This is a genomic window from Rhodococcus yunnanensis NBRC 103083 (genome assembly GCF_001895005.1).
GTDB lineage: Bacteria > Actinomycetota > Actinomycetes > Mycobacteriales > Mycobacteriaceae > Rhodococcoides > Rhodococcoides yunnanense.
The window spans coordinates 122,290-147,457 of record NZ_BCXH01000014.1; the positions used below are offsets into that span (position 1 = coordinate 122,290).

General features: G+C 64.5%; 23 protein-coding genes. 7 read left to right on the forward strand and 16 right to left on the reverse strand.

What is annotated here, in order from left to right:
* Window positions 1-13: 13 nt before the first annotated feature.
* The gene (locus RY1_RS20795) at window positions 14-2,830 is read left to right on the forward strand and encodes an AAA family ATPase (protein ID WP_072805932.1); all 2,817 of its coding nucleotides are present in this window, start codon (window positions 14-16) and stop codon (window positions 2,828-2,830) included.
* Here RY1_RS20795 and RY1_RS20800 read toward each other — a convergent pair.
* On the reverse strand, window positions 2,784-3,662 hold the full coding sequence (locus RY1_RS20800; RefSeq protein ID WP_072805933.1) for an alpha/beta hydrolase: 879 nt from the start codon (window positions 3,660-3,662) through the stop codon (window positions 2,784-2,786). The genes RY1_RS20795 and RY1_RS20800 overlap by 47 nt on opposite strands.
* Before the next feature lie 114 nt (window positions 3,663-3,776).
* On the opposite strand from RY1_RS20800, the gene RY1_RS20805 reads away from it, so the two are divergent.
* The gene (locus RY1_RS20805; protein WP_072806007.1) at window positions 3,777-4,625 is read left to right on the forward strand and encodes an NmrA/HSCARG family protein; all 849 of its coding nucleotides are present in this window, start codon (window positions 3,777-3,779) and stop codon (window positions 4,623-4,625) included.
* Here the strand turns inward: RY1_RS20805 and RY1_RS20810 are convergent.
* The gene (locus RY1_RS20810; protein ID WP_072805934.1) at window positions 4,582-6,291 is read right to left on the reverse strand and encodes a nitroreductase family deazaflavin-dependent oxidoreductase; all 1,710 of its coding nucleotides are present in this window, start codon (window positions 6,289-6,291) and stop codon (window positions 4,582-4,584) included. The two genes, RY1_RS20805 and RY1_RS20810, sit on opposite strands and share 44 nt — an antisense overlap.
* Before the next feature lie 170 nt (window positions 6,292-6,461).
* Between RY1_RS20810 and RY1_RS20815 the strand changes: the two genes are divergently transcribed.
* From RY1_RS20815 to RY1_RS20825, 3 genes are all read left to right on the forward strand, one after another.
* Window positions 6,462-7,043: a TetR/AcrR family transcriptional regulator gene (locus tag RY1_RS20815; protein ID WP_245819812.1), complete on the forward strand. Its 582-nt coding sequence runs from the start codon at window positions 6,462-6,464 to the stop codon at window positions 7,041-7,043.
* Between the two features lie 83 nt (window positions 7,044-7,126).
* Window positions 7,127-8,689 (forward strand): MFS transporter, encoded by a 1,563-nt coding sequence (locus RY1_RS20820; RefSeq protein WP_072805936.1) that lies wholly within the window; start codon window positions 7,127-7,129, stop codon window positions 8,687-8,689.
* 49 nt (window positions 8,690-8,738) lie between these two features.
* Window positions 8,739-10,880: a thiamine pyrophosphate-dependent enzyme gene (locus tag RY1_RS20825; protein ID WP_072805937.1), complete on the forward strand. Its 2,142-nt coding sequence runs from the start codon at window positions 8,739-8,741 to the stop codon at window positions 10,878-10,880.
* A 14-nt stretch (window positions 10,881-10,894) separates the two neighbouring features.
* Here RY1_RS20825 and RY1_RS20830 read toward each other — a convergent pair whose 3' ends face one another.
* From RY1_RS20830 to RY1_RS20875, 10 genes are all read right to left on the reverse strand, one after another.
* The gene (locus tag RY1_RS20830) at window positions 10,895-11,320 is read right to left on the reverse strand and encodes a GNAT family N-acetyltransferase (RefSeq protein ID WP_084727657.1); all 426 of its coding nucleotides are present in this window, start codon (window positions 11,318-11,320) and stop codon (window positions 10,895-10,897) included.
* Between the two features lie 53 nt (window positions 11,321-11,373).
* A complete protein-coding gene (locus RY1_RS20835) occupies window positions 11,374-12,021 on the reverse strand; it encodes a TetR/AcrR family transcriptional regulator (RefSeq protein ID WP_072805938.1) in 648 nt (215 codons plus the stop codon).
* A complete protein-coding gene (locus RY1_RS20840; RefSeq protein WP_072805939.1) occupies window positions 12,018-12,203 on the reverse strand; it encodes a rubredoxin in 186 nt (61 codons plus the stop codon). The genes RY1_RS20835 and RY1_RS20840 overlap by 4 nt, the downstream gene beginning before the upstream one ends.
* Before the next feature lie 2 nt (window positions 12,204-12,205).
* Window positions 12,206-12,376 (reverse strand): rubredoxin, encoded by a 171-nt coding sequence (locus RY1_RS20845; RefSeq protein WP_072805940.1) that lies wholly within the window; start codon window positions 12,374-12,376, stop codon window positions 12,206-12,208.
* Complete coding sequence (locus tag RY1_RS20850; RefSeq protein ID WP_245819826.1) at window positions 12,376-13,533, reverse strand: alkane 1-monooxygenase; 1,158 nt, start codon at window positions 13,531-13,533, stop codon at window positions 12,376-12,378. The genes RY1_RS20845 and RY1_RS20850 overlap by 1 nt, the downstream gene beginning before the upstream one ends.
* Before the next feature lie 238 nt (window positions 13,534-13,771).
* The gene (locus RY1_RS20855; protein WP_072805942.1) at window positions 13,772-14,596 is read right to left on the reverse strand and encodes a fumarylacetoacetate hydrolase family protein; all 825 of its coding nucleotides are present in this window, start codon (window positions 14,594-14,596) and stop codon (window positions 13,772-13,774) included.
* Between the two features lie 43 nt (window positions 14,597-14,639).
* A complete protein-coding gene (locus RY1_RS20860; protein ID WP_072805943.1) occupies window positions 14,640-15,602 on the reverse strand; it encodes a sugar kinase in 963 nt (320 codons plus the stop codon).
* Complete coding sequence (locus RY1_RS20865) at window positions 15,599-16,306, reverse strand: bifunctional 4-hydroxy-2-oxoglutarate aldolase/2-dehydro-3-deoxy-phosphogluconate aldolase (RefSeq protein ID WP_084727639.1); 708 nt, start codon at window positions 16,304-16,306, stop codon at window positions 15,599-15,601. The genes RY1_RS20860 and RY1_RS20865 overlap by 4 nt, the downstream gene beginning before the upstream one ends.
* 31 nt (window positions 16,307-16,337) lie before the next feature.
* A complete protein-coding gene (locus tag RY1_RS20870) occupies window positions 16,338-17,681 on the reverse strand; it encodes an MFS transporter (RefSeq protein ID WP_072806010.1) in 1,344 nt (447 codons plus the stop codon).
* Between the two features lie 252 nt (window positions 17,682-17,933).
* Window positions 17,934-18,734: an IclR family transcriptional regulator gene (locus RY1_RS20875; protein WP_072805944.1), complete on the reverse strand. Its 801-nt coding sequence runs from the start codon at window positions 18,732-18,734 to the stop codon at window positions 17,934-17,936.
* Window positions 18,735-18,846: 112 nt separating this feature from the next.
* Here RY1_RS20875 and RY1_RS20880 point away from each other — a divergent pair, with 112 nt between their 5' ends.
* Window positions 18,847-20,013 carry a mandelate racemase/muconate lactonizing enzyme family protein gene (locus RY1_RS20880; RefSeq protein ID WP_072805945.1) on the forward strand — a complete coding sequence of 389 codons (1,167 nt, stop codon included), beginning with the start codon at window positions 18,847-18,849 and terminating at the stop codon, window positions 20,011-20,013.
* 2 nt (window positions 20,014-20,015) lie between these two features.
* The gene (locus RY1_RS20885) at window positions 20,016-20,942 is read left to right on the forward strand and encodes a dihydrodipicolinate synthase family protein (protein ID WP_072805946.1); all 927 of its coding nucleotides are present in this window, start codon (window positions 20,016-20,018) and stop codon (window positions 20,940-20,942) included.
* Between the two features lie 19 nt (window positions 20,943-20,961).
* Here the strand turns inward: RY1_RS20885 and RY1_RS20890 are convergent, their stop codons facing one another.
* The 4 genes from RY1_RS20890 to RY1_RS20905 are packed head-to-tail and all read right to left on the reverse strand — an operon-like array spanning window position 20,962 to window position 24,981.
* Window positions 20,962-22,299 (reverse strand): LLM class flavin-dependent oxidoreductase, encoded by a 1,338-nt coding sequence (locus RY1_RS20890; RefSeq protein ID WP_072805947.1) that lies wholly within the window; start codon window positions 22,297-22,299, stop codon window positions 20,962-20,964.
* Entirely contained in the window at window positions 22,296-23,030 is a 735-nt protein-coding gene (locus RY1_RS20895; protein WP_072805948.1) for an ABC transporter ATP-binding protein, read from the reverse strand. The genes RY1_RS20890 and RY1_RS20895 overlap by 4 nt, the downstream gene beginning before the upstream one ends.
* Window positions 23,006-23,908 carry an ABC transporter permease gene (locus RY1_RS30715; RefSeq protein ID WP_072805949.1) on the reverse strand — a complete coding sequence of 301 codons (903 nt, stop codon included), beginning with the start codon at window positions 23,906-23,908 and terminating at the stop codon, window positions 23,006-23,008. The genes RY1_RS20895 and RY1_RS30715 overlap by 25 nt, the downstream gene beginning before the upstream one ends.
* Before the next feature lie 2 nt (window positions 23,909-23,910).
* On the reverse strand, window positions 23,911-24,981 hold the full coding sequence (locus tag RY1_RS20905) for an ABC transporter substrate-binding protein (protein ID WP_072806011.1): 1,071 nt from the start codon (window positions 24,979-24,981) through the stop codon (window positions 23,911-23,913).
* Window positions 24,982-25,168: the final 187 nt, after the last annotated feature.

The following is a 25,168-nucleotide window of genomic DNA, read 5'->3' on the forward strand; positions in this document are numbered from 1 at the left end:
AAGGCGGTGTTCGATGGCAGTCGGGAACCGTGCGGGGGAGTTGGTCGGTCGCGAGGAACTGGCGGGCGTGCTGGCAGGGATGGTGCGTCGTCCCGATGCCGACCGGCGGATGCTGTGGCTTCTCGGCGAAGCGGGCATCGGCAAGAGCACGCTGCTTCGTTACGCCAGAACCGAGGCCGTCGACGCCGGGGCGCGCGTGCTGTCGGCGTCGGGCGTCGATGCCGAGACCCACCAGATCTTCTCCGGACTCCAGCAGTTGCTCTGGCCCGTTCTCTCCGTCGTCGACAGCCTGCCGCCGCAGTTACGACGCCCGCTCGACGAGGTTCTCGGCCGCGTCGCACCCTCGCCGGCCGTCGACACCCTCGCGTGTCGGCATGCCGTTCTGCACGTGCTGGAGACGCTCGCGTCGGAGCGGGCATTGGTGCTGCTGCTCGACGACGCACATCTGTTGGATCGAGACTCGCTCGACATCGTCACCTACGCGCTTCGCCGCGTCAACGGCCCTATGACGACCCTGTGCAGTGCTCGCGGTCACCGTGTCCCTGACGGTGTGGATCCGGGTGTTCCGGCTGTCGAGGTTCCGAGTTTGTCTGCGGCGGAGGCTGCGGCGCTCATGGATCGTGGACCGGCTGTGTCGTCGCACGCGGCTCGTCTCGAGATCATTCATCAGGCGGAGGGTAATCCGCTGGCGATCGTGGAGTTCTCTCGTGCGGTGGCGAAATCGGGTCCGGGGATGCTGGTGGGCGCTGGTGTGGATCGTATTCGCCGGGTGCAGTCGCTGTTCTCGGTTCGGCTGGCTGCTTTGTCGGCCGAGCCTCGCAGGTTGTTGTTGTACGCGGCGTCGGGTTCGGGGTACGAATCGGTCGATACGATCACTGCTGCAGCGGGTTTCGGTGCCGATCTGTCGGTGTGGTCGGAGGCGGAGCGTTCGGGGCTGGTGACGGTCGATGGTCGTCGTGTCCAGTTCGTGCATCCGTTGGCTCGTGCGGCTGCGTATTCGGATTGCACTGTCGATGAACGGCGTTCGGCGCATGTCGATTTCGCGCGTACGCTGTCTTTCGATCCGCCGTGTCGTGCGTGGCACCGGGCGGCCGCGGCAGACGGACCGGACGAGTCCGTTGCCGCGGAGCTCGAGAATGCGGCGGAGTTGTCTCAGCGGCGCGGCGGTTACTTCGAGGTGGCTCGCGCGTTGGAGCGGGCGGCGGAGAGTTCACCCGGTGAGCTCGATGCTGCGCGGCGGTATGCCCGAGCGGCACATGCGGCCTACATGGCCGGTGATCCGCAGTGGGGGCTCGCGTTGGCGGCGTCGGTCCGTCGCATCACGAGCGATCCCGAGATTCGCAGTCTCGCAGCTCTTCCCACGGCGACGATTCTGTTACAGATCGCGCGCCCCGAGGAGTCCTTCGACATCGTGTATCGGACGTTGGTCGAGTCGATGCCCGCGGACGACAGTCTCCCGCTTGCGATGCTGGCGACCGCGGTGGGGGCAGCGCATTACAGCGGCGGCGAATCCGCCCGCGCTAGGCTGGCGCAGATGCTGGATCTGATTCCGCAGCCGCGCGCCGTCGACGACGAGTTCCTGACTCCGATGCCCGATGCTGCGAAAGCGTCTGTACGGCGGATGATTTCCGATTACATCGCGGGGTCCGCGCGTCCGTCCTCGGCCGAACGTCGGCCCCGCCGCGCACCGGCGCTGTCCATCGACGCGAAGATCTCCTGGGAGTTCGCGGAGGGGACCACTGCGACATTGACCGACAACAGTGCGGACGCTGCAGCGCTGTTCTCGAGCGGGATCGAATCGTTGAAGGAGATAGGCAGTGTGGGGGCAGGCGCCATACCGATGGCATCGCTCGTCGGAGCGCTGATCGACACCGGGAGATGGGACGAGGTCGATGCTGCCGCCGATGCGGCGTCCGACGTCGCCGCGGTCGGCCGCATGACTCTCGTGGACTCGATCGTCGAGACGAACCGGGCGATCATCGAAGCGCACCGGGGAAATTTCGATGCTGCGAACGGGCATGCAGCGCGGGCTGGGAGCCTGTTCGAGCCGCGGGGCAATCCGGCGCTCGCGGTGGATCTCGATCGAACGCTCGCGTTCATCGCCTGTGCGCGAGGAGATTTCGGGTCCGGATACGACCGCCTGACGACGTTGTTCGACGCCGACGGTACGCCCGTGCATCGCCTGGTGTCGGTGCGGGCGATCGCCGATCTCGCATGGGCCGGCACCAGATCCGGTCAGCATGTCGCGGCGAGACGTGCCGTCACCGCCATCGGGCGCGCGATAGGTTCAGCTCCGCCCGTTCGGATTCGGCTGCTCCGGCATCTCGCCGCTGCATTGGTCAGCGACACCACACGGTCGGCGGAGCGGCACTACCGGTTGGCGGTGTTCGATCCGGCCGGTGAGCAGTGGCCCGTCGAACGCGCACGGGCGAGGCTGCACTACGGCGAATGGCTGCGTCGCAACCGCAGGCCCGCGGATGCTCGGCCGCTGCTGGCTGCCGCCTTCGAGACGTTCGAGCGAGTCGGATCGGTAGTGTTCGCCGACATCGCCCGCGCCGAACTCCGCGCGGCAGGCGGATCCAGGGGTACGTCGCCGATCGCGGACTCCGACGCATGGGGATCGTTGACCGCGCAGGAACAGCACATCGCCGCGCTCGCCGCGGACGGACTGACGAACCGGCAGATCGGTGAGCAACTGCACCTGTCGCCCCGAACCATCGGATCGCATCTCTACCACCTGTATCCGAAACTCGGTGTGAGCAAGCGTCACGAACTGCGGGGAGTCATCGAGTCTGCGCCTCCGCCAGCGCGTATCTCAGCGCCGCACTAGCCTGAGCCGTGGCCGCTGTCGCGGCATTGGTGTGGGCGAGTGCGTCGAGCGTCACGAAACCGTGGATGGTGCCTTCGTACCGGACCGCCGTCGTCGGAACGCCCGCCGCGCGAAGCAGGTCGGCGAACTGCTCGCCTTCGTCGCGCAGCACGTCGGCCTCGGCGGTGATGACGAGCGCCGGCGGACATCCCGCGAGCTGGTTCTCGCTCGCCCGCAGCGGCGACACCGTTGCGAGGTCGGTCGCGTCAGGGGCATAGTGTTCCCAGAACGTCAGCATGTCGCGTCGGCGCAGGTGAAAGCCCTCCGCGAACATCCGGTGCGAGGCACTCCCGCACGAGGGATCCGTCGCGGGGCAGATCGCGACAAGCTGCTGCAGCGCGAAGTCCCCGCGTTCGACCGCAAGCAGACTCAGCGCGATCGCGTAGTTGCCGCCGATCGAGTCGCCGGCCACGGCCATACGCGTCGAATCGAGGCCGTGTTCGGTGCCGCTGTCGGCAACCCACTTCGCGGCCGCGTATGCCTGTTCGAGCGCAATCGGATAGGCGGCGTCGGGGGAGCACTCGGGAATCAGCACCGCGGCCCCGGTTCTCTCCGCGAGTTCGCGGACCAGCCGGTCGGGTGTGTGTGCACCCACTCCGCCGCCGTGCAGGTACAGCACCACCGGTAACGGGCCGCCCACGTCTCGGGGCCTGACGATCCGTACCGCCACGGAGTCGAGAACAACCCGCGCGTCGTCGGCGACATCTGCGTGCGTGTCCGGGTCTGCGAAAGCTGGGGGTGGAGCATCCAGAAACGCCCGCACCGCGGGCTCGAGCACTATCTCGGCGGTCATGAGTGAACTCCAGAAATCGTGGTGCCGTGCCGTATCAGTGTGGGCCGAAGGCACGCGGAGAACATCAGTCGGCCGACTGACGACGACGGGACCGGTCTCGGCCAGACTGGAGGTATGAGCAAGCCCTATGCAGTAGTCGGATCCACCGGTGGCCAAGGCGGCGCTGTCGTCGATGCCCTGTTCGAGAAGGGACTTCCGGTCCGCGCGCTGGTGCGTCGACGATCGGCCCGCAGCGATGCACTCGAGCAGCGGGGAGCCGAGATCGTGTGGACGGACATCACCGACCGCGACGCCACGGCACGTGCGTTCGAGGGGTGCGCCGGAGTGTTCGCGATGACCACTCCGTTCGAGGACGGTCCGGATGCCGAGGTTGCTCAGGGCACCGCGCTGGTCGACGCGATGACCTCGGCGGCTGTTCCGCACGTCGTGTTCTCCTCGGTCGCCGATGCCGACAAGAACACCGGCATTCCGCATTTCGAGACCAAGGCTCGTACGGAAGCGGTGCTTCGGGCGTCGAGCGTGCCATTCACGATCGTCGGGCCCACGTACTTCTACGACAATCTTCTCGGTGGGATCGACGACATCCGTCGCGGTCGATTGGACCTGCCGATTCCGCTCGACACCCCACTGCAGCAGTTGTCCCGACGCGATCTCGGCCGGTTCGTCGCGCTCGTGCTGGCCGATCCGACTCCGTTCGTGGGCCGTCGGATCGATCTGGCATCCGACGACCCGACACCGAGGCGCATGGCCGAGCAGTTGGCCGCGGCCCTCGGAACCCCGGTCACCGCACACTCGTACAGCGCGGACTCGATCTCCTCGCAGGACATGGCGGCGATGTTCGGATTCCTGACCTCGACCGGGTACGACGCCGACATCACCCAACTGCGCAGCGACTATCCAGAGGTCGGGTGGCAGAGTTTCAGTGAGTGGGTTTTCCCGGAGGCACAGCAGCATCGTCCGTGAACGTGACACGCACCGAGATCGGTGTCGTCTCCAGGGCTTTGAACGCCGATTCGACGACTCGGCCCAGCACCGGGTTGTCGACGAACGAGCGGGCTCTGACCACGACATCGTCGTCGTGAACGAACACGGCGCTACCACTACGCCACCGGCTTCCGACGCGTAGCCGGACGGCAGGCTCGTCGCCGATGTTGGCGCCCCAACCGGACCGCACCCCGTGTTGGGAGATGATCCAGGCGCCGGTGTCGTCGAACGATGCGGTTACCGGCACTCGGCGTACGAGTCCGGATTTGCGGCCGGTGGTTTCGATGTCGGTCATGAGCGGTGCGTGGACGCCCAGCGCCGTCAGGCCGCGCATCAGGGGGTTGGCGACGTAGCGGCCCACCGCGCGTTCCCGGCGGAATTTCCGGAGCGTGGTGTCCGCACCCGAGCCTGCACGCCGGCTGCGGAACGCGTCTATTCCGTTGCGCTGCAACATGCCGACTGCAGTGCGCCACCGCGGTCGACGCGGATCCGGTTCGTTGCCCGCGCCGACGAGATGCAGTTGGTCGGTGTGCCACTGCAGGTCCAGAGCGCCGTCGACCGATTTCAATGCCGTGTACTTCTTCGGCAGGCCGAGTGTGATTCGGGGCGAGTCGAGACGCTCGGCGTTGCCGCGTATCAGGGCGTGGGCCGCGTCGGGAATCACCGCGGTGGGACGACCGAGGCCGATGACGTCGCAGTCACCGGATGCGATCGCCTCGCGCATCGCCGAGCGGGTACGGAAGCCGCCGGTGACGGCGAGGGGTACGTCACCGGCGGCGAGTCGGACTTCCCGTGCGTAGTCCAGGAAATAGGCCTCGCGGCGCTTGGTGCTCTCGGCGACCTGGCTCGGCCTGCCCATCATCGCGGGGGATTCGTAACTGCCGCCACTGATTTCGAACAGATCCAGCTGCTCGTCGGCGAGCCGCTCGACGACCAGCCGGGATTCTTCTTCACCGAATCCGCCCTTCTGGAAGTCCGCGGAGTTCAATTTGATGCCGACGGCGAATCGGGGTGTGACGACGGCTCGAATGGCCCGCACCACCTCGAGGACGAAGCGCATTCGTCCGTCGAGGTCGCCTCCCCATCGATCGCCTCGTTTGTTCGAGGCAGGCGACAAGAATTGCGAGACCAGATATCCGTGAGCACCGTGGATCTGCACACCGTCGAACCCGGAGTTCTCGGCGACGACCGCAGCACGGGCGAATCGCTCGACGATGTCCGCGATGTCGTACTCGGTCAACTCCCGCGGCGCGGGGATGCCGGGGATGTTCGGGGCGATCGCGGACGGTCCGACCGGCTTGACTCGGGTGGCGAGTGGGTTCGCCTGACGTCCAGGATGATTGAGCTGCATCCACACCGGGGAGCCGCCGGTGTGCGCGGCGTCGGCCCATCGGGTCAGAGCGTGCACGTCACGGTCGTCCTCGATGACGACGTTGCCGGGTTCGCCGAGATGATTGCGGTCGACCATGACGTTTCCCGTCACGACCAATCCGTATCCGCCCGTGCCCCAGCGCCGATAGAGCCGTTCGAGGCGTGCGTCGGGGCCGTGCGTGGCATCGGCCAGGCCCTCGCTCAACGCGGCTTTCATCACGCGGTTGGGCAGCACCTGTCCACAGGCGAGATCGAGTGGACCGGAAATCTCCATATGCGCTCCTTCATGCTGCGCTCGGCCATCCAAAGATATGCTGAGAAACATAGTGCAACCGAATCGTAAGTGTTACCGACGGTAACGTCAATGCGCTGGATCGGACATGGGTCGGATCGGACTATGGGTGGGATAAGGCAATGGGTGGGATAAGACGGAGAGGAACGCCGGTGGGCAGAAGCACGACGCGCGAGGACATGCTGCGCAGCGCGGCCATGCTGTTTCGTGAGCGCGGTGTCGAGGCGACGTCGCTCGCCGACGTCATAGAACATGCGGGTGCGCCGCGAGGGTCCATCTACCATCATTTCCCGCGGGGAAAGCCGCAGCTGGTGGAGGAGGCGACCCGTACGGCGGGCGCGCTGATGGGGTCGATGATCTCGACCGGCCTGGCCGACGGCGGGCCTGCCGAGACTCTGCGAGCAATCATCGGCGGGTTCCGTGATCAGCTCGAATCGACCGGATACACCGCCGGATGTCCGGTCGCCCCTGCTGCGCTGGAAGGCGTCAACTCTCCGGCTGCTCTGGCGGCGGCGGGTGAATCCTTCACGTCGTGGGAGGACACGATCGCTGCGTCGCTGTGGCAGCGAGGGCTGTCTCAGGAGCGTTCGCGTGGGCTCGCGACCATGGCGATCGCGTCCTTCGAGGGCGCGTTGATCATTGCGAAGGCGCAGCGCAGCACCCGTGCGCTCGACCGTGTCGAGACCGAGCTTCTGAGCTGGTTGCACGCGGCTCTCGACGAGGGTTCGACTTAGCCTGCTGTTGCTATTACGGACAGTTACAGATAACTTTCGACTCACTGACCTATGTAGAGCGTCATAGTCGAAGGGAACCTCCCATGCCCCAATCGGTCGTCACACGTCATCGAAGGCCGACGATGTCGGCCCGCAGGCGATACCTCGCGCTTGCCGTCATCTGTGCAGCCGAGCTGCTGGTCGTGCTCGACAACACCGTCGTCAACGTCGCACTCCCGTCCATGGGTCTGCAGTTGCGCTCGAGCATCAGCGGACTGCAATGGGTCGTCGACGCGTACACGCTCACGTTCGCGGGTCTCCTGCTCGCGTTCGGGCACCTGGGGGACCGGTACGGCCGCAGAAAAGTCATGGCCGCCGGTCTGGCAGGCATTGCGGTGATGTCGATCGGAGGCGCCGTCGCCGCCGACCTCGGTCAGGTCGTCGCCGCTCGCGCCGCGATGGGGGTGTGCGCTGCAGCAGTGTTTCCGGCAACGCTGGCACTGATCATCAACATCTTCTCCGACGCGAAGGAACGCGCGCTGGCGATCGCGGCGTGGACGGCGATGGCCGGTGTTGCCATCGCCATCGGGCCCACCGCGGGCGGCTTTCTGCTCGAACACTTCTCGTGGCACTCGGTGTTCTGGATCAATGTCCCTGTCGCCGGTGCAGTTCTGGTCGCTGCGCTGTTCCTGGTACCGGAGTCCAAGGCATCGCACGTCGGTAAGTACGACCCGCTCGGTATCGCACTGTCACTCGTCGGAATCACCGTGATCGTGTGGGCGATCATCGAAGCGCCGCATCAGGGTTGGCTGTCGACCGTCACGGTTGCCGCGTACGTGATCGGCATCGCGAGCCTCGCCACGTTCGTGTGGTGGGAGCTGCGCACCGAGTCCCCGGTACTCGACATGGCGCTGTTCCGGATCAGGCGGTTCTCGTTGCCTGCCCTGGCCATTGCGATCGGGTACTTCAGCATGTTCGGGTTCCTCTTCATGATCACCCAGTACTTCCAGGGCGTGATGGAGCTCAGCCCGTTGCAGTTCGGCATCCATTCGTTGCCGTTCGCGGTGTCGATCGCCGTCGGCGCACCGCTGGCGACGATCATCGCCCAACGAATCGGCACGACGGCCGTGATCGTGTTCGGACTCGCGGTGATGAGCGTCGGGATGTTCATCGCCGGCCAGGTCGAGGTCGAAACTCCGTATCTCGGACCGGTTCTGGTGTCGATGGTGCTGATGGGCCTCGGGTTGGCGATCGTGCAGGGTCCCGCCACCGAATCGATCATGTCCTCGGTCTCGCTCGACGAGGCGGGCGCAGGAAGCGCCGTCAACGACACCACCCGCGAAGTGGGCGGGACGCTGGGAGTGGCAGTGCTGGGATCGATCGTCGCATCGATCTACACGGCGAAGGTGGGGCCCAAGATCGACGCGATTCCCGATTCGATCATGGAGCCGTATCAGAAAGCGTTCGCGAGGGAAACGGTCGTCAGCGTCATCGAGATCGTCAAAGCGCCGACCAATCCGCTCGTCGCGGCGCAGAAAGCCGATCTGGTGTACTCGATGAAAGCCGCGAGCCTCGAAGGCTTTCAGCTGGCCTCGTACGTGACCGTGGGATCCGCGCTGCTCTGCGCACTCGCCGTCGCGGTGTTCCTGCCGTGGAAAAAGCCCTAGCTCGTGCGTCAGCCGCTTATTCTCGGTGCTGGCCGCTTATTCTCGAAGCATGGCCGAAGCGATCGACGGATACTTCTTGGAGCACGTCGGCCTGGAAGATACCGGCCGGCAGGTGACGCCGCGGTCCTTGGGGTCGGAACTGACCCCCGCCCGTGCGCTGGAACTGTTCGACGCCCAACTCGGTAGCCGCCACCTCGACCTGGCCGCACGATGGCTCCGATCGACGGGCCGGGGCTACTACACGATCGGATCGTCCGGTCACGAGGGCAACGCAGCTCTCGCGGGCGCACTACGGCCGACCGATCCGGCTCTGTTGCACTACCGTTCCGGTGCGTTCTACCTCGAGCGCGCCAGACAGGGCGGCGGGAGCGATCCGATTCGAGACGTGCTGGCGGGGCTCGTGGCCGCTACGGAAGAGCCGATGTCCGGCGGCAGGCACAAGGTGTTCGGGCGGGCCGATCTGGCGGTGATTCCGCAGACGTCGACCATCGCCTCGCATCTGCCGCGCGCAGTGGGTGTCGCGTTCTCGACCGCTCGCGCGCGCAAGCTTGCAGTGCCCTCGCCGTGGCAGGCGGACGCGGTGACGGTGTGCAGTTTCGGTGACGCGTCGGCGAACCACTCGACGGCTCTCGGTGCCATCAACACCGCGGTGCATTCCGCGTACCAGGGCGTCCCGATGCCGTTGCTGTTCGTGTGCGAGGACAACGGCATCGGCATCAGCGTGCGTACACCCGCGGGATGGATCGCGTCCAACTTCTCCGGCCGCGCCGGACTCGAGTACTTCCACGCCGACGGTAGCGATCTGGTTGCCACGGTGGAGGCGTCCACAGCGGCAGCGACGTGGGTTCGACGCCACCGCCGTCCGGCGTTCCTCCACATCGGCACCGTCCGGCTCATGGGACACGCGGGGTCCGACGTCGAATCCTCCTACCGGTCCTCGGCGGAGATCATCGCCGATCATGCCCGCGATCCGGTGCTCGGCACCGCGCGGCTGTTGATCGGCGCGGGAGTGCTGACGGCGGCCGAAGTGGTGGAGCTGTACGAGGCCAAGCGCACCGAGGTGACGACCGTTGCCCGCAGCGTCGCCGACCTGCCGCAGCTGGCCTCTGCTGCCGCGGTCATGACGCCGCTGACCGAGCTGGACGATGCGGTCAGAGATGTCTCCTCGGAGGCCATCGAGCTACCCGAGGGTACGACTCTGGCGCAGTCGATCAACGGTGCGCTGCATCAGATTCTGGACTGCCATCCGCAGGCGGTGCTGTTCGGTGAAGATGTCGCACGCAAAGGCGGTGTGTACGGCGTCACGCGCGGTCTTCTGGCCTCGGCAGGTTCGGCACGGGTGTTCGACACCGTCCTCGACGAGCAGTCGATCCTCGGATTGGCTGCAGGTGCCGGAGTGTCCGGTCTGTTGCCGATCGCCGAGATCCAGTACCTTGCGTACCTGCACAATGCGGCGGACCAGATCCGCGGTGAAGCGTCGACACTGCAGTTCTTCTCCCACCGCCAGTTCCGCAATCCGATGATCGTCCGCATCGCGGGCTACGGATATCAGAAAGGTTTCGGTGGGCATTTCCACAACGACAATGCCGTTGCCGCGGTGCGGGACATCCCCGGCATCGTCGTGGCATCACCTGCGCATCCCGACGACGCAGCGCCCATGCTTCTCGCGTGCGCGGCGGCCGCCGATCATCACGGCGCCGTGTGTCTCTTCCTGGAACCCATTGCGCTGTACCACACTCGGGATCTCCACGAGGACGGCGACGGTGGCTGGCTGTCCAGCGGCCGGGCCGAGCGTGCGGAGATCGGCCGAGCTCGGGTGTACGGCAACGGCACCGACCTGACGCTGGTGACCTTCGCGAACGGTGTGCGCATGAGTCTGCGAGTCGCGCGGAGGCTCGAAGCGAGAGGCATCGGGGTCCGGGTCGTCGATCTGCGATGGTTGGCTCCATTGCCAGTGGAGGACATCGTCTTTCATGCGAGTGCGACCTCGCGGGTTCTGGTCGTCGACGAGACACGAAGATCAGGCGGAGTAGGCGAGGGTGTTCTCGCAGCTCTCGTCGACGCCGGTTACACGGGGCGGATGCGCAGGGTCGCCAGCGAGAACAGCTTCGTTCCGCTGGGTGATGCAGCACTGCAGGTACTGTTGTCCGAGAACACGATCGAGGACGCGGCGCTCGAACTGATGACGTAGGGAGGACCGTTCTCTCACGCGGCGCGTGTCATGGGCAGGTGCGCGATGCCGTCCTCGTCGTAGTCCGGCCCGCTCCTGACGAATCCGAAACCGCCGTACCACTTCTCCAACTGGACCTGCGCACCTATCACCACGGGCTCACCTGCAGCCTGTTCGAGCGCGGCCCGCATCAGCTGCGCACTCAGCCCGCGTCCCCGTGCATCGACGGCGGTGCACACCCTCCCGATCCGGGTTTCGGCTCCGGTGCGCAGCAGTCGGAGAGTCGAGACGACCCGGCCGTCGATGGTGTGCCAGAAATGGATGGTCGAGGCGTGCTCGTCCGCACCGTCGAGTTCCGGGTACGGGCAGTTCTGTTCGACGACGAACACGTCGACCCTGAGTTTGCAGATCGAGTACACCTCGTGCCCGCTCAGCTCGGCGAAGGGGGCGTGGCGCAACAAGGGGGCGTCGTGTAGCAAGGCGTCGTGCAATGAGGGGCGGTCGTGAGGTGACGTCACGCGGTGCCCTGGATGGTCTCGACGAACGGGGTGAGCAGCGACGCCATGTCGGCGGCCACATCTGCCGAGTTGGACGGCGGCATCGAGACGTAACTCAATGCCAGGCGTACGACGGCCCGGCCGAGGATGTCGGCGCCCTGCGGCGACGCTCGGAGCCAGCTCCGTTCGAAGGTCTGCGCGAGCCGGAACGCCGCGTGCTCGATCAGGATTCCGCTCTCGGTGGTGACGAGCCTGAGCAGATCGGGCGGGGGGTCGTCGGTCAGCATCGACATCACGAGTGGATCCGAGGCACTGCGTTGGAAGAACTCGGTGAACGCCAGATACAGCGTGCGGAGGCTGTCACCTTCGTTGGCGTACACGGCGTCGTCGACGGCCGAGACGAAGGAATCGGTCAACCGAAGTGCATATCCTTGAGCTAGGCCCTTACGGGTACCGAATTCCTTGTACAGCGTCTGACGGCTGATACCAGCGGCCTTGGCGACATCGGCCATGTTGACCGTCGACCAGGTGCGCTCGAGCAGCAGATCGTGCAGGCCGTCGAGAATGGTGGTGCGCATCAGGTTCGACGCCGCGCTCTTGTACGGGCTCGGGTTGACCGGATGCGTTGTCACAGCGGCCAGTGTATCTGCCGCCGAGAATGTCATGGCCTGCTGATCTCGACCATGAAGAAGTCGGCTTTCGCGGCGCCGCAGTCGGGGCAACTCCAGTCGTCGGGGATATCGTCCCATCGGGTGCCAGGCTCGATGCCGTCCTCCGGCCAGCCTTGCTCCTCGTCGTATTCGAACCCGCATTGAATGCACTGGTAGAGCTTGAAATCGGTGGACATGTCTACGATCCTGCTTTCTGCTCGAAGTCGATCTTCTCTCGGACGCCGCAGTCGGGGCACGGCCAGTCGTCGGCGATGTCGCTCCATGCGGTACCCGGCGGAAACCCCTCGCGCGGCGCGCCCGTCGCCTCGTCGTAGTCGTACTTGCACACGGGGCATTCGTATATCGCCATCACTGCGCCTGATCTGCGACGCCGTAGCGAGCGAGTATCTTGCCGCGCTTGCTCGGTTGGATGTTGACGGCGGTGATGTCACCCCGATAGTGCTCGAGCACCCTGTGGTCCATGACCTTTCGCCAGATCGGTGGGAAGTAGGCGAGCGAGATCATGCTGGCGTAGCCGCTCGGCAGGTTCGGTGCGCCCTCCATGCTGCGCAGCGTCTGGTAGCGGCGCGTGGGATTGGCGTGGTGATCACTGTGCCGCTGAAGGTGATACAGGAATATGTTGGTCACGATGTGGTCGGAGTTCCAACTGTGCGCAGGCGCGCACCGCTCGTACCGTCCCGACGCGGTCTTCGCGCGCAGCAGACCGTAATGCTCGAGGTAGTTCACGGTCTCGAGGAGCGAGAAGCCGTACACCGCCTGCAGTATCAGGAACGGGACGATCGAAATTCCGAAGACGGCGGTCAACACGCCGAACAGAACGATGGACATCAACCATGCGTTGAGGACGTCGTTGCGAATGTTCCACGTGGACTTGCCCAATCGGTCCATGCGGGTCCTCTCGAGCCGCCACGACGAGTTCAGGCTTCCCCAGACACTGCGGGGGAGGAATCGCCAGAAGCTTTCGCCGAACCGTGCGCTCGCCGGGTCCTCGGGTGTGGCGACGCGAACGTGGTGTCCGCGATTGTGTTCGATGTAGAAATGCCCGTAGAAGGTCTGTGCGAGAGTGACCTTGGAGAGCCACCGTTCGAGGCTGTCCTTCTTGTGGCCCATCTCGTGCGCGGTGTTGATCCCGACGCCTCCCATGACGCCGATGCTGATCGCGAGCCCGATCTTCGATATCAGCCCGAGGCCGCCGTCGATGCCGAGCCAACTCAGGTTGTCGGCCGTCCACAGGTAGCAGGCGATGATCAGGCTCGCCAACTGGAACGGAATGTAGACGTAGGTGCAGTAGCGGTAGTACTTGTCGTTCTCCAGGCGCTCCATCACCTCGTCCGGTGGGTTCTGGCCGTCGGGTCCGAAGAACAGATCGAGGACGGGAAGTAGTCCGTAGACGAGGATCGGCCCGATCCACCACCAGACCGGGGACACCGCAGTCCACCCGAGCTGGTTGAACGCCCAGATCAGGCCGATCGCCAGAAATATGGCCGTGGGCGGGATGAGACCCATGAGCCACAGGTATCGCTTCTTGTCATGCCACTCGTCGACCGGTGTGTTCGGCTGTGGGCTGATCTGAGTTGCCACGACTGAAATCCCTCCTCGGAACCGTACGGACTCCAGGAAGTCGCGTAGTGGTATGAGTCACTGTAGGGATGACAATACACCGAAAATGTAAACCGTCTAGACAAAATTGCTCTTTTGTACTCGTCACAGTGATCTGACGCACTTGTTGTGGTGTGTCCCCAGGTCAGGATGCCCGGATGGGGGTCCTGAGCGTTCCGAGTCGTTCCACTTCGACCTCGACCTCGTCGCCGCCGACGAGGAGCCATGGTGGTTGGCGGACGTAGCCGACGCCATGAGGTGTTCCGGTGACGAGCACGTCTCCTGGCTGAAGGGTCATGGTTCTGCTGATGAAGGCCAGGAGTTCTCCTACGCCGAAGATCAGCGACGACGTGTTGGCGTCCTGAACGGTGGTGCCGTTGACTCGCGTCTGGACGCGGAGACCGTCCCGAAGGTCCCCTACTTCGTCCGCGGTGACCAGTGGTCCGAGTGGACCGCTGTTGTCGACGTTCTTTCCCAGTGTCCATTGACTCGTGATCTTCTGGGCATTTCGGGCAGTGATGTCGTTGAAGGTGGAGTAGCCGAGAACGGCTCGAAGGGCGGTGTCCGGATCCGCGTTGCTGAGTGGGGCAGCGATGTAGGCCGCGACTTCCACCTCCCAGTCGAGTCCGGGTTCATGTGCCGGAATCGTGACCGGTACCCCGTCGACGCTCAGCGATGACGACCACCGACCGAAAATGGTGGGAGAGTGCGGTGGTGTGAAGGTGCTTCGATCATCCGGGGCGTAATTCCCTCCGACGCAGAGGATTCGAGCCCGGTCGGGAACCGCGGGCACTTCGATGATGTCCGAACGTGGTATTCCCCGCTGGCCCGTCGAGTCGATACTTGCCAGCATCGCGATCGGGTCATCCCAGAACGTCGTCATGTCGGCTATCTCGGTCACGCGGTCGTTCTCCAGCCGGCCGACGGTTGTGGTTCGGCTCTGTGGGTGCGCAATGCCTATCAGTTTCATCGGTTGGTCTTGTCCTTCTTCGGTACGGTGGCCGTCATGCGAGTCAGCGGGTGACGGCTTCGGTGGCGGTCAGGAGTGCAAGCTCGCCGGGACTCGGCAATCCTTCCCAGTCGCCCTGCGTGGCAACCGACATCGCTGCCACGGAGGCCGCGGTGGTCATTCGGGTGCGTTCGTCTGCATCGTCGAGTAGCGCTGCGATGTAGCCCGCGACGAACGAATCGCCCGCCCCGATGGGATCGACTTCGGTGACCGGCAGCGAGTCGACGAACACCGTCCCGGCAGGCCCGACCGACACCGCTCCAGCGGCGCCGGAGGTGACGACGGCGGTGGCAGGTCCGCGCTCGGTCAGTGCGGCTGCCAGTTCCTCCCGCTTCTCGGCATCTGTCCCGGTGATCGCGGTTCCGACGATCATCTGGGCTTCGTCCTCGCCGGCGAAAACGATGTCCGCCGAGGCCGTGAGTTCCCGCAATACCTCGGTGGCCTGGTCGCGAGGCCAGAGTCTCGCACGGTAATTGGCGTCGAAGGTGACGGTACCGCCCGCGGCACGGACGACGCCGATGGCAGCGCGGACTGCCTCGGCTGCGCTACGCGAGAGGGCGGGTGTGATGCCGGTACAGTGCAACACCCGGCTGTTGGCGAGTAGTTCGGTGGGCAGATCGTCTGGGTGCAGGTGGGATCCTGCCGATTCCGTTCGGTAGTAGTGGACCCGGCGGATATCTGCGGCGCGACGTTCTTTGATCATCATCCCGGTGGGAGCGTTCGGATCGGTCACCGAATGGACGTCGATACCTTCGGCTCGGAGGCGACCGACCACCAGGGCACCTAGTTCGTCGTCACCTACTCGCCCGATCCAGGCAGCGGTGTGCCCCAGTCTGCGGACCCCGATCGCGACGGTGGATTCTGCTCCCGCAACGGAAAGGCCAAGGGTGTGAGCAGATCTCAACGGTCCGATCTGTCGACTGGTCAGCGAGGCCATCACTTCTCCGAGTGTCACCAGTTCGCTCACTGTTCACCCCGGGCTGCTGCGACGAATTCGGTTGCACGTTGATACAACTCGTGCAGCGAGCCGCCGGTGAGGGCGTCGCCGACCAGGGGAGAGCTGACTCCCACGGCGATGGCTCCGGAATTCCGGTATGCCGCCACATCTTCCACACGAATTCCTCCGGTGGGGACGAGGGGAATGTCGGGCAGTGGTGCAGCGATGTCGGCCAGGTAGCCGGGGCCGAGACCGGAAGCCGGGAATACCTTGACCGCGGACGGCCTGTGCCGCCACGCTTCGACGATCTCGGTAGGGGTGTACGCGCCGGGCAGTGACCCCACCCGGGCGGCACGTGCTGCTCCGATCACCGTCGGGTCGACATTCGGTGACACGACGAATCGTCCGCCTGCTGCCGCGGTGTGGTGTACCTCGGCTTCGGTCAGTACGGTCCCGGTGCCGACGAGGATGGACGAACCGAACTCGTCTGTTGCCTCCCGTACCGCCTGCAGACTTCCCGGAGTGGGGATGGTGATCTCCATGATTCGAACGCCTGCGTCGGCAAGTACTCGAAGTACGTCGACGAGGGGGCCGGGTGTCCTCGAACGCAGGATCGCGACGAGGCCGTGATGCTTCAGGGCAGCGGTGAGACCACTTGGGTCGCAACCGTGTTCGGGGTTGCTTTTAGTGCCGGTGTCAGTGCCGGTGTCGGTGTCGGTGTCGGTGTGTGTCATGATGTCTTCCTTGGCCGAGGGGTGTCCGATGTCATCGGTCGACTGTCACGGTCGCCCGGGGACCGACGGTTTCGCTGACGTACCGGAGCACGGTGACGAGTGTGATCGCAGCGGCGAACATGACGTAGAAGGCCGGAGACAATCTGTTTCCCGTCGCCGCGATGAGCCAGGTCGCGACATAGGGGGCGGTACCACCGAACAACGAGACGACGATGTTGTACGGGATGGCGATTCCGCCGGAACGGATCCTGGGTGGGAACAGTTCGGCCATTGTTGCGGCGATCGCACCGTCGTATGCAGCGAGCAGAAGTCCCAGGCCGACCATCGCCACCATCGCCCAGGCGAAACTGCCGAGCGACATCAGCCACAATGCAGGCCAGGTGAGGACGATGAAGCCGACGGTGCTGCCGATCAGGAGTGGCTTACGGCCGATGATGTCGGACAGTATTCCCATGCCCAGCACGCCGACCGCGATCACCGACAGACAGACGGTCGTCACGGCAAAGGACTGAATCTTCGAGAAGTGCATGCTCGTTTGCAGGTAGCTCGGCATGAACGTCTGCAGAATCCAGTGCCCGACGCCTTTGATCACCACGAGGCCTGCGAGCGCGAGCATCGCCTTGCCGCCGGTACGGAAACTGTCACGCATCGGAGTCTCGGCGACATTTCCGGACTCCTGCAGTCTGCGGAACTCCGGGGTGTCCTCCAGCCTGAGCCGCAGGTACATTCCGATGATTCCCAGCGGCAACGCGACGAGAAACGGTAGCCGCCAACCCCACGAGGTCATGGCGTCGTCACCGAGTGCGGCCGTCAGTGCCAGCACGAGTCCGGAGCCGAAGACGAACGCCGCGAAGCTGAAGGTACTGGAGAAACTCGTATAGAAGCCGCGCCGATTCTTGGGTGCGTACTCGAACAGCAATGTCACCGCACTCGATGTCTCGCCGCCTGCCGCGAAGCCCTGGACCAGACGTGCGACCACCAGCAGCAAGGGTGCGTACATGCCGATCGACGCATGATTGGGAATCAGACCCATCGAGAAGGTGGCCAACGAGGTGATGATGACGATCATCGCCAGAACACGTTGTCTACCAATACGATCGGCCAGCGGACCGAAGAAGAGCGCACCGAGCGGGCGGACCACGAATCCGGAGGCGAAGACCGCGAAAGTCGCCAGCAGAGCGGCCGTGGGATCACCGTCCGCGAAGAAATTTGCGGCGATGATCGTCGAGAGGGTGCCGTAGATGCCCATATCGAACCACTCGACGAAGTGGCCGACACCTGCGCCGATGAGTACTTTGCGCGGCGAGGATCTGTGGGACCGAGTCTCGCTGTCACCGAGATCGTCCGTTTCGGTGACGGCAGAATGTTCTGACATTTCGACCTCATTGTCTGTCGAGAATAGGTGGATGACGATTCGGCGAGCGGGGATCATCCCGCGTTGCTCGTCGATCAGATCTCTCAGTGCGAGAAAGATCGGTGAGAGAAAGTACGTGGCGGGACGCAGCGTCCGGCGCGGTCTCGGTACCGGCGGCGACGGGGGAGGTGTCGCCGCCGGTACCGAGCCCGGATTCGATGTAAATCGTTCTGCAGCAGAGTGTTCGAGTGTGGTAAGTCTTCGAGAGGTAGGTCAGGTCACGATGCGAGATGGGGTGTGGACCGGCCCTAGATACCCCAGTCCGACCCCGATAGAATCGGCGGCTTCGACGATCATTCGTCCCAGTGTCGCCTCGCGTTCGTCGAGGGCGATCGTGGACAGTGCGCCCGACAGCGAGATTGCCGCAATCACCTCGCCGGTGTGGTCTCTGATGGGAGCGGCGATGCACGCCCGGCCGAGGGCCAGTTCCTCGACCTCGGTGGAGAATCCGCGCACGGCAACATCTGCCAGTGCTACCTCGAGCGCCTCATGTGTGGTGATCGTGCGTGTGGTGAACGATTCCAGTGGATTCTCACCGAGTAGTTCTGCTCGCTCCGCCGCGGTGGTCCCGAGCAGCAAGCTTTTGCCCATGGCGGTGGAGTGTAGTGGGTTACGTTGCCCCATCAGTGAATACGACTTCTGAGCCAACTGTCCCTCGACATTGAGAAGGTAGAACAGTTCTGCGCCTCGTCGAACCGACACATTGACGCCGAGACCGAGTTCCCATGCCAACTGCTGGGCGGCCGGGCGTGCCTGACGATAGATCGGATCGTTGTTGAGTGCAACGCCCGCAAGTGTGAGGACGTGCGAACCCAACTCGTAGAGCTGACTGACCGGATCACGCCGGACGAGTCCAGCCGTTTCGAGCGTGGCCAGCAGCCGAGAGGTTGTCGAGACGCCAAGTCCCACACGGGTAGCCACGTCGGAGACCCTGAGCGTAGGCCTGCCCAAGCTGAACGCATTGAGTACGGCGGCAGCGCGCTCGACACTTTGATTACCAGTCTCGGAAGCCATTTCCCAATTATGCGCAGCTGTTGCACATATTGCAAGGGGCATGCAAAACTGGCCCAACCGAAACCAGTGAAACTCTGCAACCTCAGAAAACAATCCTGGAGGAACTTTCCCGATGCGTATCGCCGACGTCACTACATATGTACTGAAGCTTTCCGGTGAACAGGCTTACCTCGGCCGCATGGAAGACGGCAGTGAACTGAGCAGCAACAGCGGTTATCTCGTTCGAGAGCCCTGGCGAAGTCTGTACTCCGGCCGATACGAAACCATGCTGGTGAAGATCACGGCGGACGACGGCACTACTGGTTGGGGAGAGGCGCTCGCACCGGTCGGACCGGAAGTGTCGGCGGCGGTGATCGACACCATGCTCGCCGGATGGCTGCGTGGACGGACATTGAACGGTGCTCGGCCGCTGTGGTTCGGACTCCGCGACCTGATGCGCGAGCGCGGCCACCTCGGCGGCCACCAAGCAGACGCGCTGGCCGCAGTGGATATCGCGCTGTGGGATCTTCACGGAAAACTCACCGGCCTGTCCGTCGCCCAGCTTCTGGGCGGAGCCGTTCGCACCACGATCCCGGCCTACATCTCCGGTCTCGCCCGTTCGACCGACGACGAGCGCGCTGCGCTTGCCGCGGACTGGGCCCGGCGTGGAGCCACGACCGTCAAGCTCGCCTTGGGCAAGGGAATCGACACCGACCTTGCGACGTACGACGCGGTCGCCGCCGCCGCTCCCTCGCTCGACATCGCGGTCGACGCGCACTGGGCCTACCGGATCAGCGAGGCGATCGAGCTCGGACAGGAACTCGACCGCCGCAAATCCCTCTTCTTCGAGGCCCCCCTTGCGCCCGAGGACATCGCCGGACATCACGAGCTCACCACCCGAATCGTCACTCCGGTCGCGGTCGGTGAAGCACTGCGACATCGTTTCGAATTCGCGGAATGGTTCGAGCGTCGTGCACTCCGGCTCGCACAACCCGACGTGGCCCGCACCGGCATCACCGAGGCCATGGCTATCGCCGAAGTCGCCTCCGCTGCGCACGTTCCCGTTGCGTTTCATCATTCCGTCGGCCTCGGTATCGCTCTGGCCGCGGGTATCCACGTCTCGGCCGTGAGTCAGGACACCCCGTTCTTCGAGTATCAGCCCGACACCATTCCGGTGGCGCAGAGCATCCTGCGTACTCCTCTTACTGCCGGACCCACCGGATTCGAATTGCCCACCGGCCCTGGACTGGGCATCGACATCGATGCCAGTCACATCACCGCCCTCGCCAAGGAGAACTGATCATGCACACCCCGACCGGCCTCATTCCCATCCTGGCCACACCGTTCACAGACTCAGGCGAACTGGACCTACCGTCGTTGCGTTCGCTGGTCGAGTTCCAGCTCGCCAGTGGCGTCGACGGCGTGGCTGTATTCGGAATGGCCAGCGAGGGCTTCGCATTGACCGCCACCGAACGTGCCTCGATCCTGCGTGAGGTACGCGATGTCGGCGGCGCGAACATCCCCATCATCGCCGGTGTCAGCGGCGGAAGTACCGTCACCGCCCTCGAACAAGCCCGGGCCGCAGCCGACGGTAGCGCCGATCAGGTCATGGTCCTGCCGCCGTGCCCGACGAAACCCAGCCCAGCGCAGGTTCTCGAGTTCTACGGCGATGTCGCGGACGGAGCGGGGGTCCCGGTCATGGTCCAAGACGCTGTAGGCGTGACCGGGGTCACGCTCGACGTCAGTGCGATCAGTCAGCTCGCCCAGATCAGCGGCGTCACCTCGATCAAGGTGGAGTCGCCGCCTACACCGCCGAAGATCGCAGCCATCAGCAAGGACAGAGACAGTAATAACGGAGACCTCGTTGTCCTCGGTGGCCTCAACGCACAATCACTCATCGAGGAATACGACAACGGTGCGGTCGGCACCATGCCCGCCTGCGAATTCTCCGACGTTCTCCGTCCCATCCTCGACAGCCTCGCAGCCGGCAGGCGAGACGACGCGCGCGCAGCCTTCAACCGATTGCTGCCCCTCATCCACCTCGGTGTCCGACCAGGAATGGCCTGGGCGGTACACAAGGAAGTGCTGCTGCGCCGTGGAATCATCGCCTCGGCTGCCGTGCGGCTGCCCGCGCGCACCCTCGATTCCGTCACCGAGAGAGCTCTCGGTGAGGTGCTCGGCGATCTGGCGCTACCCCAGGTTCGCGTGGGACACCGAGTCTTCTCGTAGAAACCGAGGCGATCAGGGATCAGCCGGACTTCGACAGCAGGCCGACGTTCCTGTTCTCGGGACGGGCGAGACCGTAGTGTCCGCGCAGGGTATCGGCGGTGTACTCCGTCCGAAACAGGCCTCTGGCCTGCAGGATCGGCACTACGTGGTCGACGAAGATCTCGAGTCCCGACGGCAGGATCGGCGGCATGATGTTGAATCCGTCCGCTGCCCCGCTGTGGAACCACGACTCGATGGCGTCGGCGACCTGCTCGGGTGTGCCCGTGAAAGTGCGGTGCCCACGCCCGCCGCCGAGGCGACCGATCAGCTGCCGGACGGTCAGGTTCTCGCGGCGGGCCAGATCGACGATCAACGTGTAGCGGCTCTTCGCGCCCTCGATGGCATCCTCGGGGAGCAGTTCGGCGGGAAGTGGTTCCTCCAGCGGCAATTCGGTGATCGGGATCTTCAGTAGCTCCGCCAACTGCCGGTGCGCGAACTCGTGGACGATGTAGCTCTCGAGTTCGGCGTCCTTCGCCTTGGCCTCGGCTTCGGTGCTACCGATGACCGGGACGATGCCAGGGAGGACCTTGATGCCGTCGGGGTCACGTCCGAACGATGCTGTGCGCGTTTTGATGTCGGAGTAGAACTCCTGCGCGTCGGCGAGGTTTTGCTGTGCGGTGAAGATCGCTTCGGCATACTGCGCCGCGAAGGCGCGTCCGTCCGCCGATGATCCTGCCTGCACCAGAAGCGGATAGCCCTGCGGACTGCGGGCGATGTTGAGTGCGCCGTCGACCGAGTAGAACTCCCCGCGGTGGTGTGGGGGATGAATCTTCGAATCGTCACCCCAGACTCCCGACGGTTTGTCGGCGATCTCCACGTCGTCTTCCCAACTGTCCCAGAGCTTCTGGGTGACCTCGACGAACTCGCGGGCCCGGCGGTAGCGTTCGGAGTGTGCGGGCTGGTCGCTCAGGCCGAAGTTGCGCGCAGCATCCCCGCCCGCTGTGGTGACGATGTTCCAGCCGGCGCGCCCGCCGCTGAGGTGGTCGATCGAGGAGAATCGCCGCGCCAGGTTGTACGGGCTGTTGTAGGTCGTGGAGGCCGTGGCGATCAATCCGATCCTGTTCGTCACCACCGACAGCGCCGAGAGGAGCGTGAGAGGTTCGAAGCCGCCGGACGGGCGACGTCCGACCTCCGCATGCAGAACGGGGCCGTCGGCGAAGAAGATCGAGTCGAACAGGCCACGCTCGGCCGTCTGCGTCAAACCGACGTAGTGGGCGAGGCTGGAGCTGGCACCGGGATCGCTCTCGGGCAGGCGCCACGATGCTTCGTGGTGCCCGGTGGACATCAGAAAAGCATTCAGGTGCAGCTGTTTCGTCATGCGGATACCTCGATCGAGTCGACGACACCGAGAGCTGCGAGTAGTTGATCGCGGTAGGTGCCGAACAGTGGGTTCTTGTGATCGCGTGGGCGGTCGAGTTCGATGGCGAGGTCGAGTCCGATCTTGCCCTCGTCGAGAACGAGCACACGGTCCGCGAGTGCCACGGCTTCGTCGACGTCGTGGGTGACGAGCAGAACCGTCGGGCGGTGGCGTTCGCACAGTTCTCGCACGAGTTTGTGCATGCGAATGCGGGTGAGTGCATCGAGCGCGCCGAACGGCTCGTCCGCGAGCAACAGCTGTGGATCCCATACGAGCGAACGTGCAAGTGCCGCACGTTGTGCCTCACCGCCGGACAGCTCCGACGGCCATGCGCGTTCCCGACCGGCGAGCCCGACCTCGGCGAGCGCGTCGAGTCCGCGCGCGCGAACGTCCTTGCCTCCTGCGCCGAGCAACACGTTGTCGAGAACGCGTTTCCACGGCAGCAGTCGAGAGTCCTGGAACACCATCGAGATTCGCTCGGGGCGCACGATCGATCCCGAGCCTGCGACGTCGTCGTCCAGTTCGGCGACCGCGCGCAGCAAGGTGCTCTTGCCGGAGCCGCTTCGGCCGAGCAGTGCCACGAATTGGCCACTCGGGATCTCGATGTCGAGTCCGTTCAGTACGGTCCGCCGGCCGAATTCACGGACCAGTCCGGTGATCCGCAGCCCTAACTGTTCAGTCCTCGGCGCCACGACAGTGCCTTCCTTTCGACGATGCGGATGACGGCGTCGGTGATGAATCCGAAGACGCCGTAGATGACGAGCCCGACGACGATGACGTCCATCTGGCCGTAGTTCTGTGCCTGGAACATCAGGTAACCGAGACCGCTCGTGGCATTGATCTGTTCGAGGACCACGAGGGAGAGCCATGAGATGTTCACGGCCAGACGTAGGCCGACGAAGAACCCGGGAAGCGCACCGGGAAAGACGACCTGCCGAATGAACTGTGCCCGGGACAGTCGTAGTACCTGCGCGAGTTCGACGTAGCGGTGGTCGATGCCTTGCAGTGCGGCAACGAGATTGATGTAGATGGGAACGAACACGCTCAGCGCGATGATGACGATCTTGAAGCCCTCACCGATTCCGAGCCACAGAATGAGCAGTGGAATCAGGCCGAGTGTGGGGATCGCGCGCTTGATCTGAACGGTGCCGTCGATCAGGGTGTCACCGATTCTGGTCAAACCCGCGAGTAGTGCGAGCACCAGGGCGAAGGCGAGCCCGAGGGCGAAGCCGATCGCTGCGCGTTGCAGCGAGGTGACGATGTCGCCCTTCAGTGTTCCCGTTGTCCACAGGTCGACGAAGGTACTCGCGATAGTCCACGGTGCGGGCAGCAAGCGTGTGTCCACCAATTCGTAGGCGGACGCGATGCTCCAGATCGCGACGATGAGTATCGGACCGGCAACCGGGGCCCATCGCGGAGACTTTCTCGGTACCAACCGCTTTCGACGTCGGGTGGTCGATACCCGGGTGTTGCTGCCGGTCTCTGCGGTGCCCGTGGTCTCTGCGGTGCCGGTGGTCTCTGCGGTGTGTGCGGTGTCGGTGCGCTCCGGGCGCACGGAAACAGTGGTCATGATCAGCTCCGATATTCGGTGGGGATCTTGTCATCGAGGATGTGCTCGAAACGGCGGTCGAACAGGGTCTCGGCGTCGAACGAGTCCACGAACCCCGCCGAGGACAGCAGGTCGATGTTCTTCTGCTGCCAGTCGATCGCCTCGTCCCAGGTGGTCGGGTAGATGGGACGATTGGCGAGATCGATGACCGCCCGCGCGTCGTTCGGTGTGAGATTCTGCGTACCGACGTAGAACTTCTCTGCCCAGGTATCCGGGTTCTCCCAGATCCAGATGTTGGCGCGCGCCCAGATAGGGATGTACGACGCCAAAGCTGCTGCCTTGTCGGCATTTTCGAGCACCGTGGTCGGTGCCCACAGTATGCTGAGCAGATCCACCACGTCCGTGGTGATCACCTTCGCGCCGTCGGCGGCGTACTGCTCGAGGTACTTCGGTACCTGCGAGTTTCCGAGCACCGCGATGTCCACCTGCCCGGACTGCAGAGCCGTCAGGAACTGATTGCTCGTCAGATTGGTCAACGTGACATCCGACTGGTCGATCCCGGCTTCCTCCAGCGCCCGAAGCAGAACCGTGCCCTGCGCCTGGCCCTGGGAGAACGCCAGCTTCTTTCCGGCGAAGTCCGCGACGGTGGAGATGTCGGAACCGGGCTTGGTCGCGAAGGCGTAGTTGGGGGTTCGGGTCAGCTGGACCGCAACGATCCGTGCGTCCAGCCCCTGGTACTCGGCCTGGATCGGGGGTAGGCCCGCGTTGTTACCGACGTCGAGCGAGTCGGCGCGGAAGGCATTGATGATGTCGGGTCCCGCGCCGATGTTCGGCCATTCGGGTACCTGGAATTTCAGTTCGTTTCGCAGTCCGGACAGCTCCAGTGCCAGGGTCAACGATCCTTGGTAGGCCGCGATCTTCAATGCGGTGTCGGGTGGGAAGTCGGTCGGAAGTGTCGCGTCGTCGGACAGTGCAGGCCCTGAGTTCGCGGTGCCTGCACATGCCGCGAGACCCAGTGCGGCGACACCACCGAACAAGCCCTTGAGTAGCAGACGTCTGTCGACGGTGGCCGTGGTGAGGGTGGAGAGAGGCACGAGAGTTTCCTTCGGGTGGTATCCGAGCGCGACGTCACCGCCGAAACAATCGTCGAACCGGGAAGGTGCCCGAGTCGAACCGATGTTCGGCTGTCGCGCGAATCGAAAGTGAGGTGACGAACCTGTGTCAGTCAGACAGTACGACAACAGAACTCGGCCACGCGGTGCGATCCGGCGGCCGACGTGG

What these genes read in the sequence shown, in the direction of transcription:
- RY1_RS20795 (WP_072805932.1), top strand. Translation starts at nt 14, where the DNA reads ATGGCAGTCGGGAACCGTGCGGGGGAGTTGGTCGGTCGCGAGGAACTG.
- RY1_RS20800 (WP_072805933.1), bottom strand. Translation starts at nt 3,662, where the DNA reads ATGACCGCCGAGATAGTGCTCGAGCCCGCGGTGCGGGCGTTTCTGGAT.
- RY1_RS20805 (WP_072806007.1), top strand. Translation starts at nt 3,777, where the DNA reads ATGAGCAAGCCCTATGCAGTAGTCGGATCCACCGGTGGCCAAGGCGGC.
- RY1_RS20810 (WP_072805934.1), bottom strand. Translation starts at nt 6,291, where the DNA reads ATGGAGATTTCCGGTCCACTCGATCTCGCCTGTGGACAGGTGCTGCCC.
- RY1_RS20820 (WP_072805936.1), top strand. Translation starts at nt 7,127, where the DNA reads ATGCCCCAATCGGTCGTCACACGTCATCGAAGGCCGACGATGTCGGCC.
- RY1_RS20825 (WP_072805937.1), top strand. Translation starts at nt 8,739, where the DNA reads ATGGCCGAAGCGATCGACGGATACTTCTTGGAGCACGTCGGCCTGGAA.
- RY1_RS20835 (WP_072805938.1), bottom strand. Translation starts at nt 12,021, where the DNA reads ATGACATTCTCGGCGGCAGATACACTGGCCGCTGTGACAACGCATCCG.
- RY1_RS20840 (WP_072805939.1), bottom strand. Translation starts at nt 12,203, where the DNA reads ATGTCCACCGATTTCAAGCTCTACCAGTGCATTCAATGCGGGTTCGAA.
- RY1_RS20845 (WP_072805940.1), bottom strand. Translation starts at nt 12,376, where the DNA reads ATGGCGATATACGAATGCCCCGTGTGCAAGTACGACTACGACGAGGCG.
- RY1_RS20850 (WP_245819826.1), bottom strand. Translation starts at nt 13,533, where the DNA reads ATGGGTCTCATCCCGCCCACGGCCATATTTCTGGCGATCGGCCTGATC.
- RY1_RS20855 (WP_072805942.1), bottom strand. Translation starts at nt 14,596, where the DNA reads ATGAAACTGATAGGCATTGCGCACCCACAGAGCCGAACCACAACCGTC.
- RY1_RS20865 (WP_084727639.1), bottom strand. Translation starts at nt 16,306, where the DNA reads ATGACACACACCGACACCGACACCGACACCGGCACTGACACCGGCACT.
- RY1_RS20870 (WP_072806010.1), bottom strand. Translation starts at nt 17,681, where the DNA reads ATGTCAGAACATTCTGCCGTCACCGAAACGGACGATCTCGGTGACAGC.
- RY1_RS20875 (WP_072805944.1), bottom strand. Translation starts at nt 18,734, where the DNA reads ATGGCTTCCGAGACTGGTAATCAAAGTGTCGAGCGCGCTGCCGCCGTA.
- RY1_RS20880 (WP_072805945.1), top strand. Translation starts at nt 18,847, where the DNA reads ATGCGTATCGCCGACGTCACTACATATGTACTGAAGCTTTCCGGTGAA.
- RY1_RS20885 (WP_072805946.1), top strand. Translation starts at nt 20,016, where the DNA reads ATGCACACCCCGACCGGCCTCATTCCCATCCTGGCCACACCGTTCACA.
- RY1_RS20890 (WP_072805947.1), bottom strand. Translation starts at nt 22,299, where the DNA reads ATGACGAAACAGCTGCACCTGAATGCTTTTCTGATGTCCACCGGGCAC.
- RY1_RS30715 (WP_072805949.1), bottom strand. Translation starts at nt 23,908, where the DNA reads ATGACCACTGTTTCCGTGCGCCCGGAGCGCACCGACACCGCACACACC.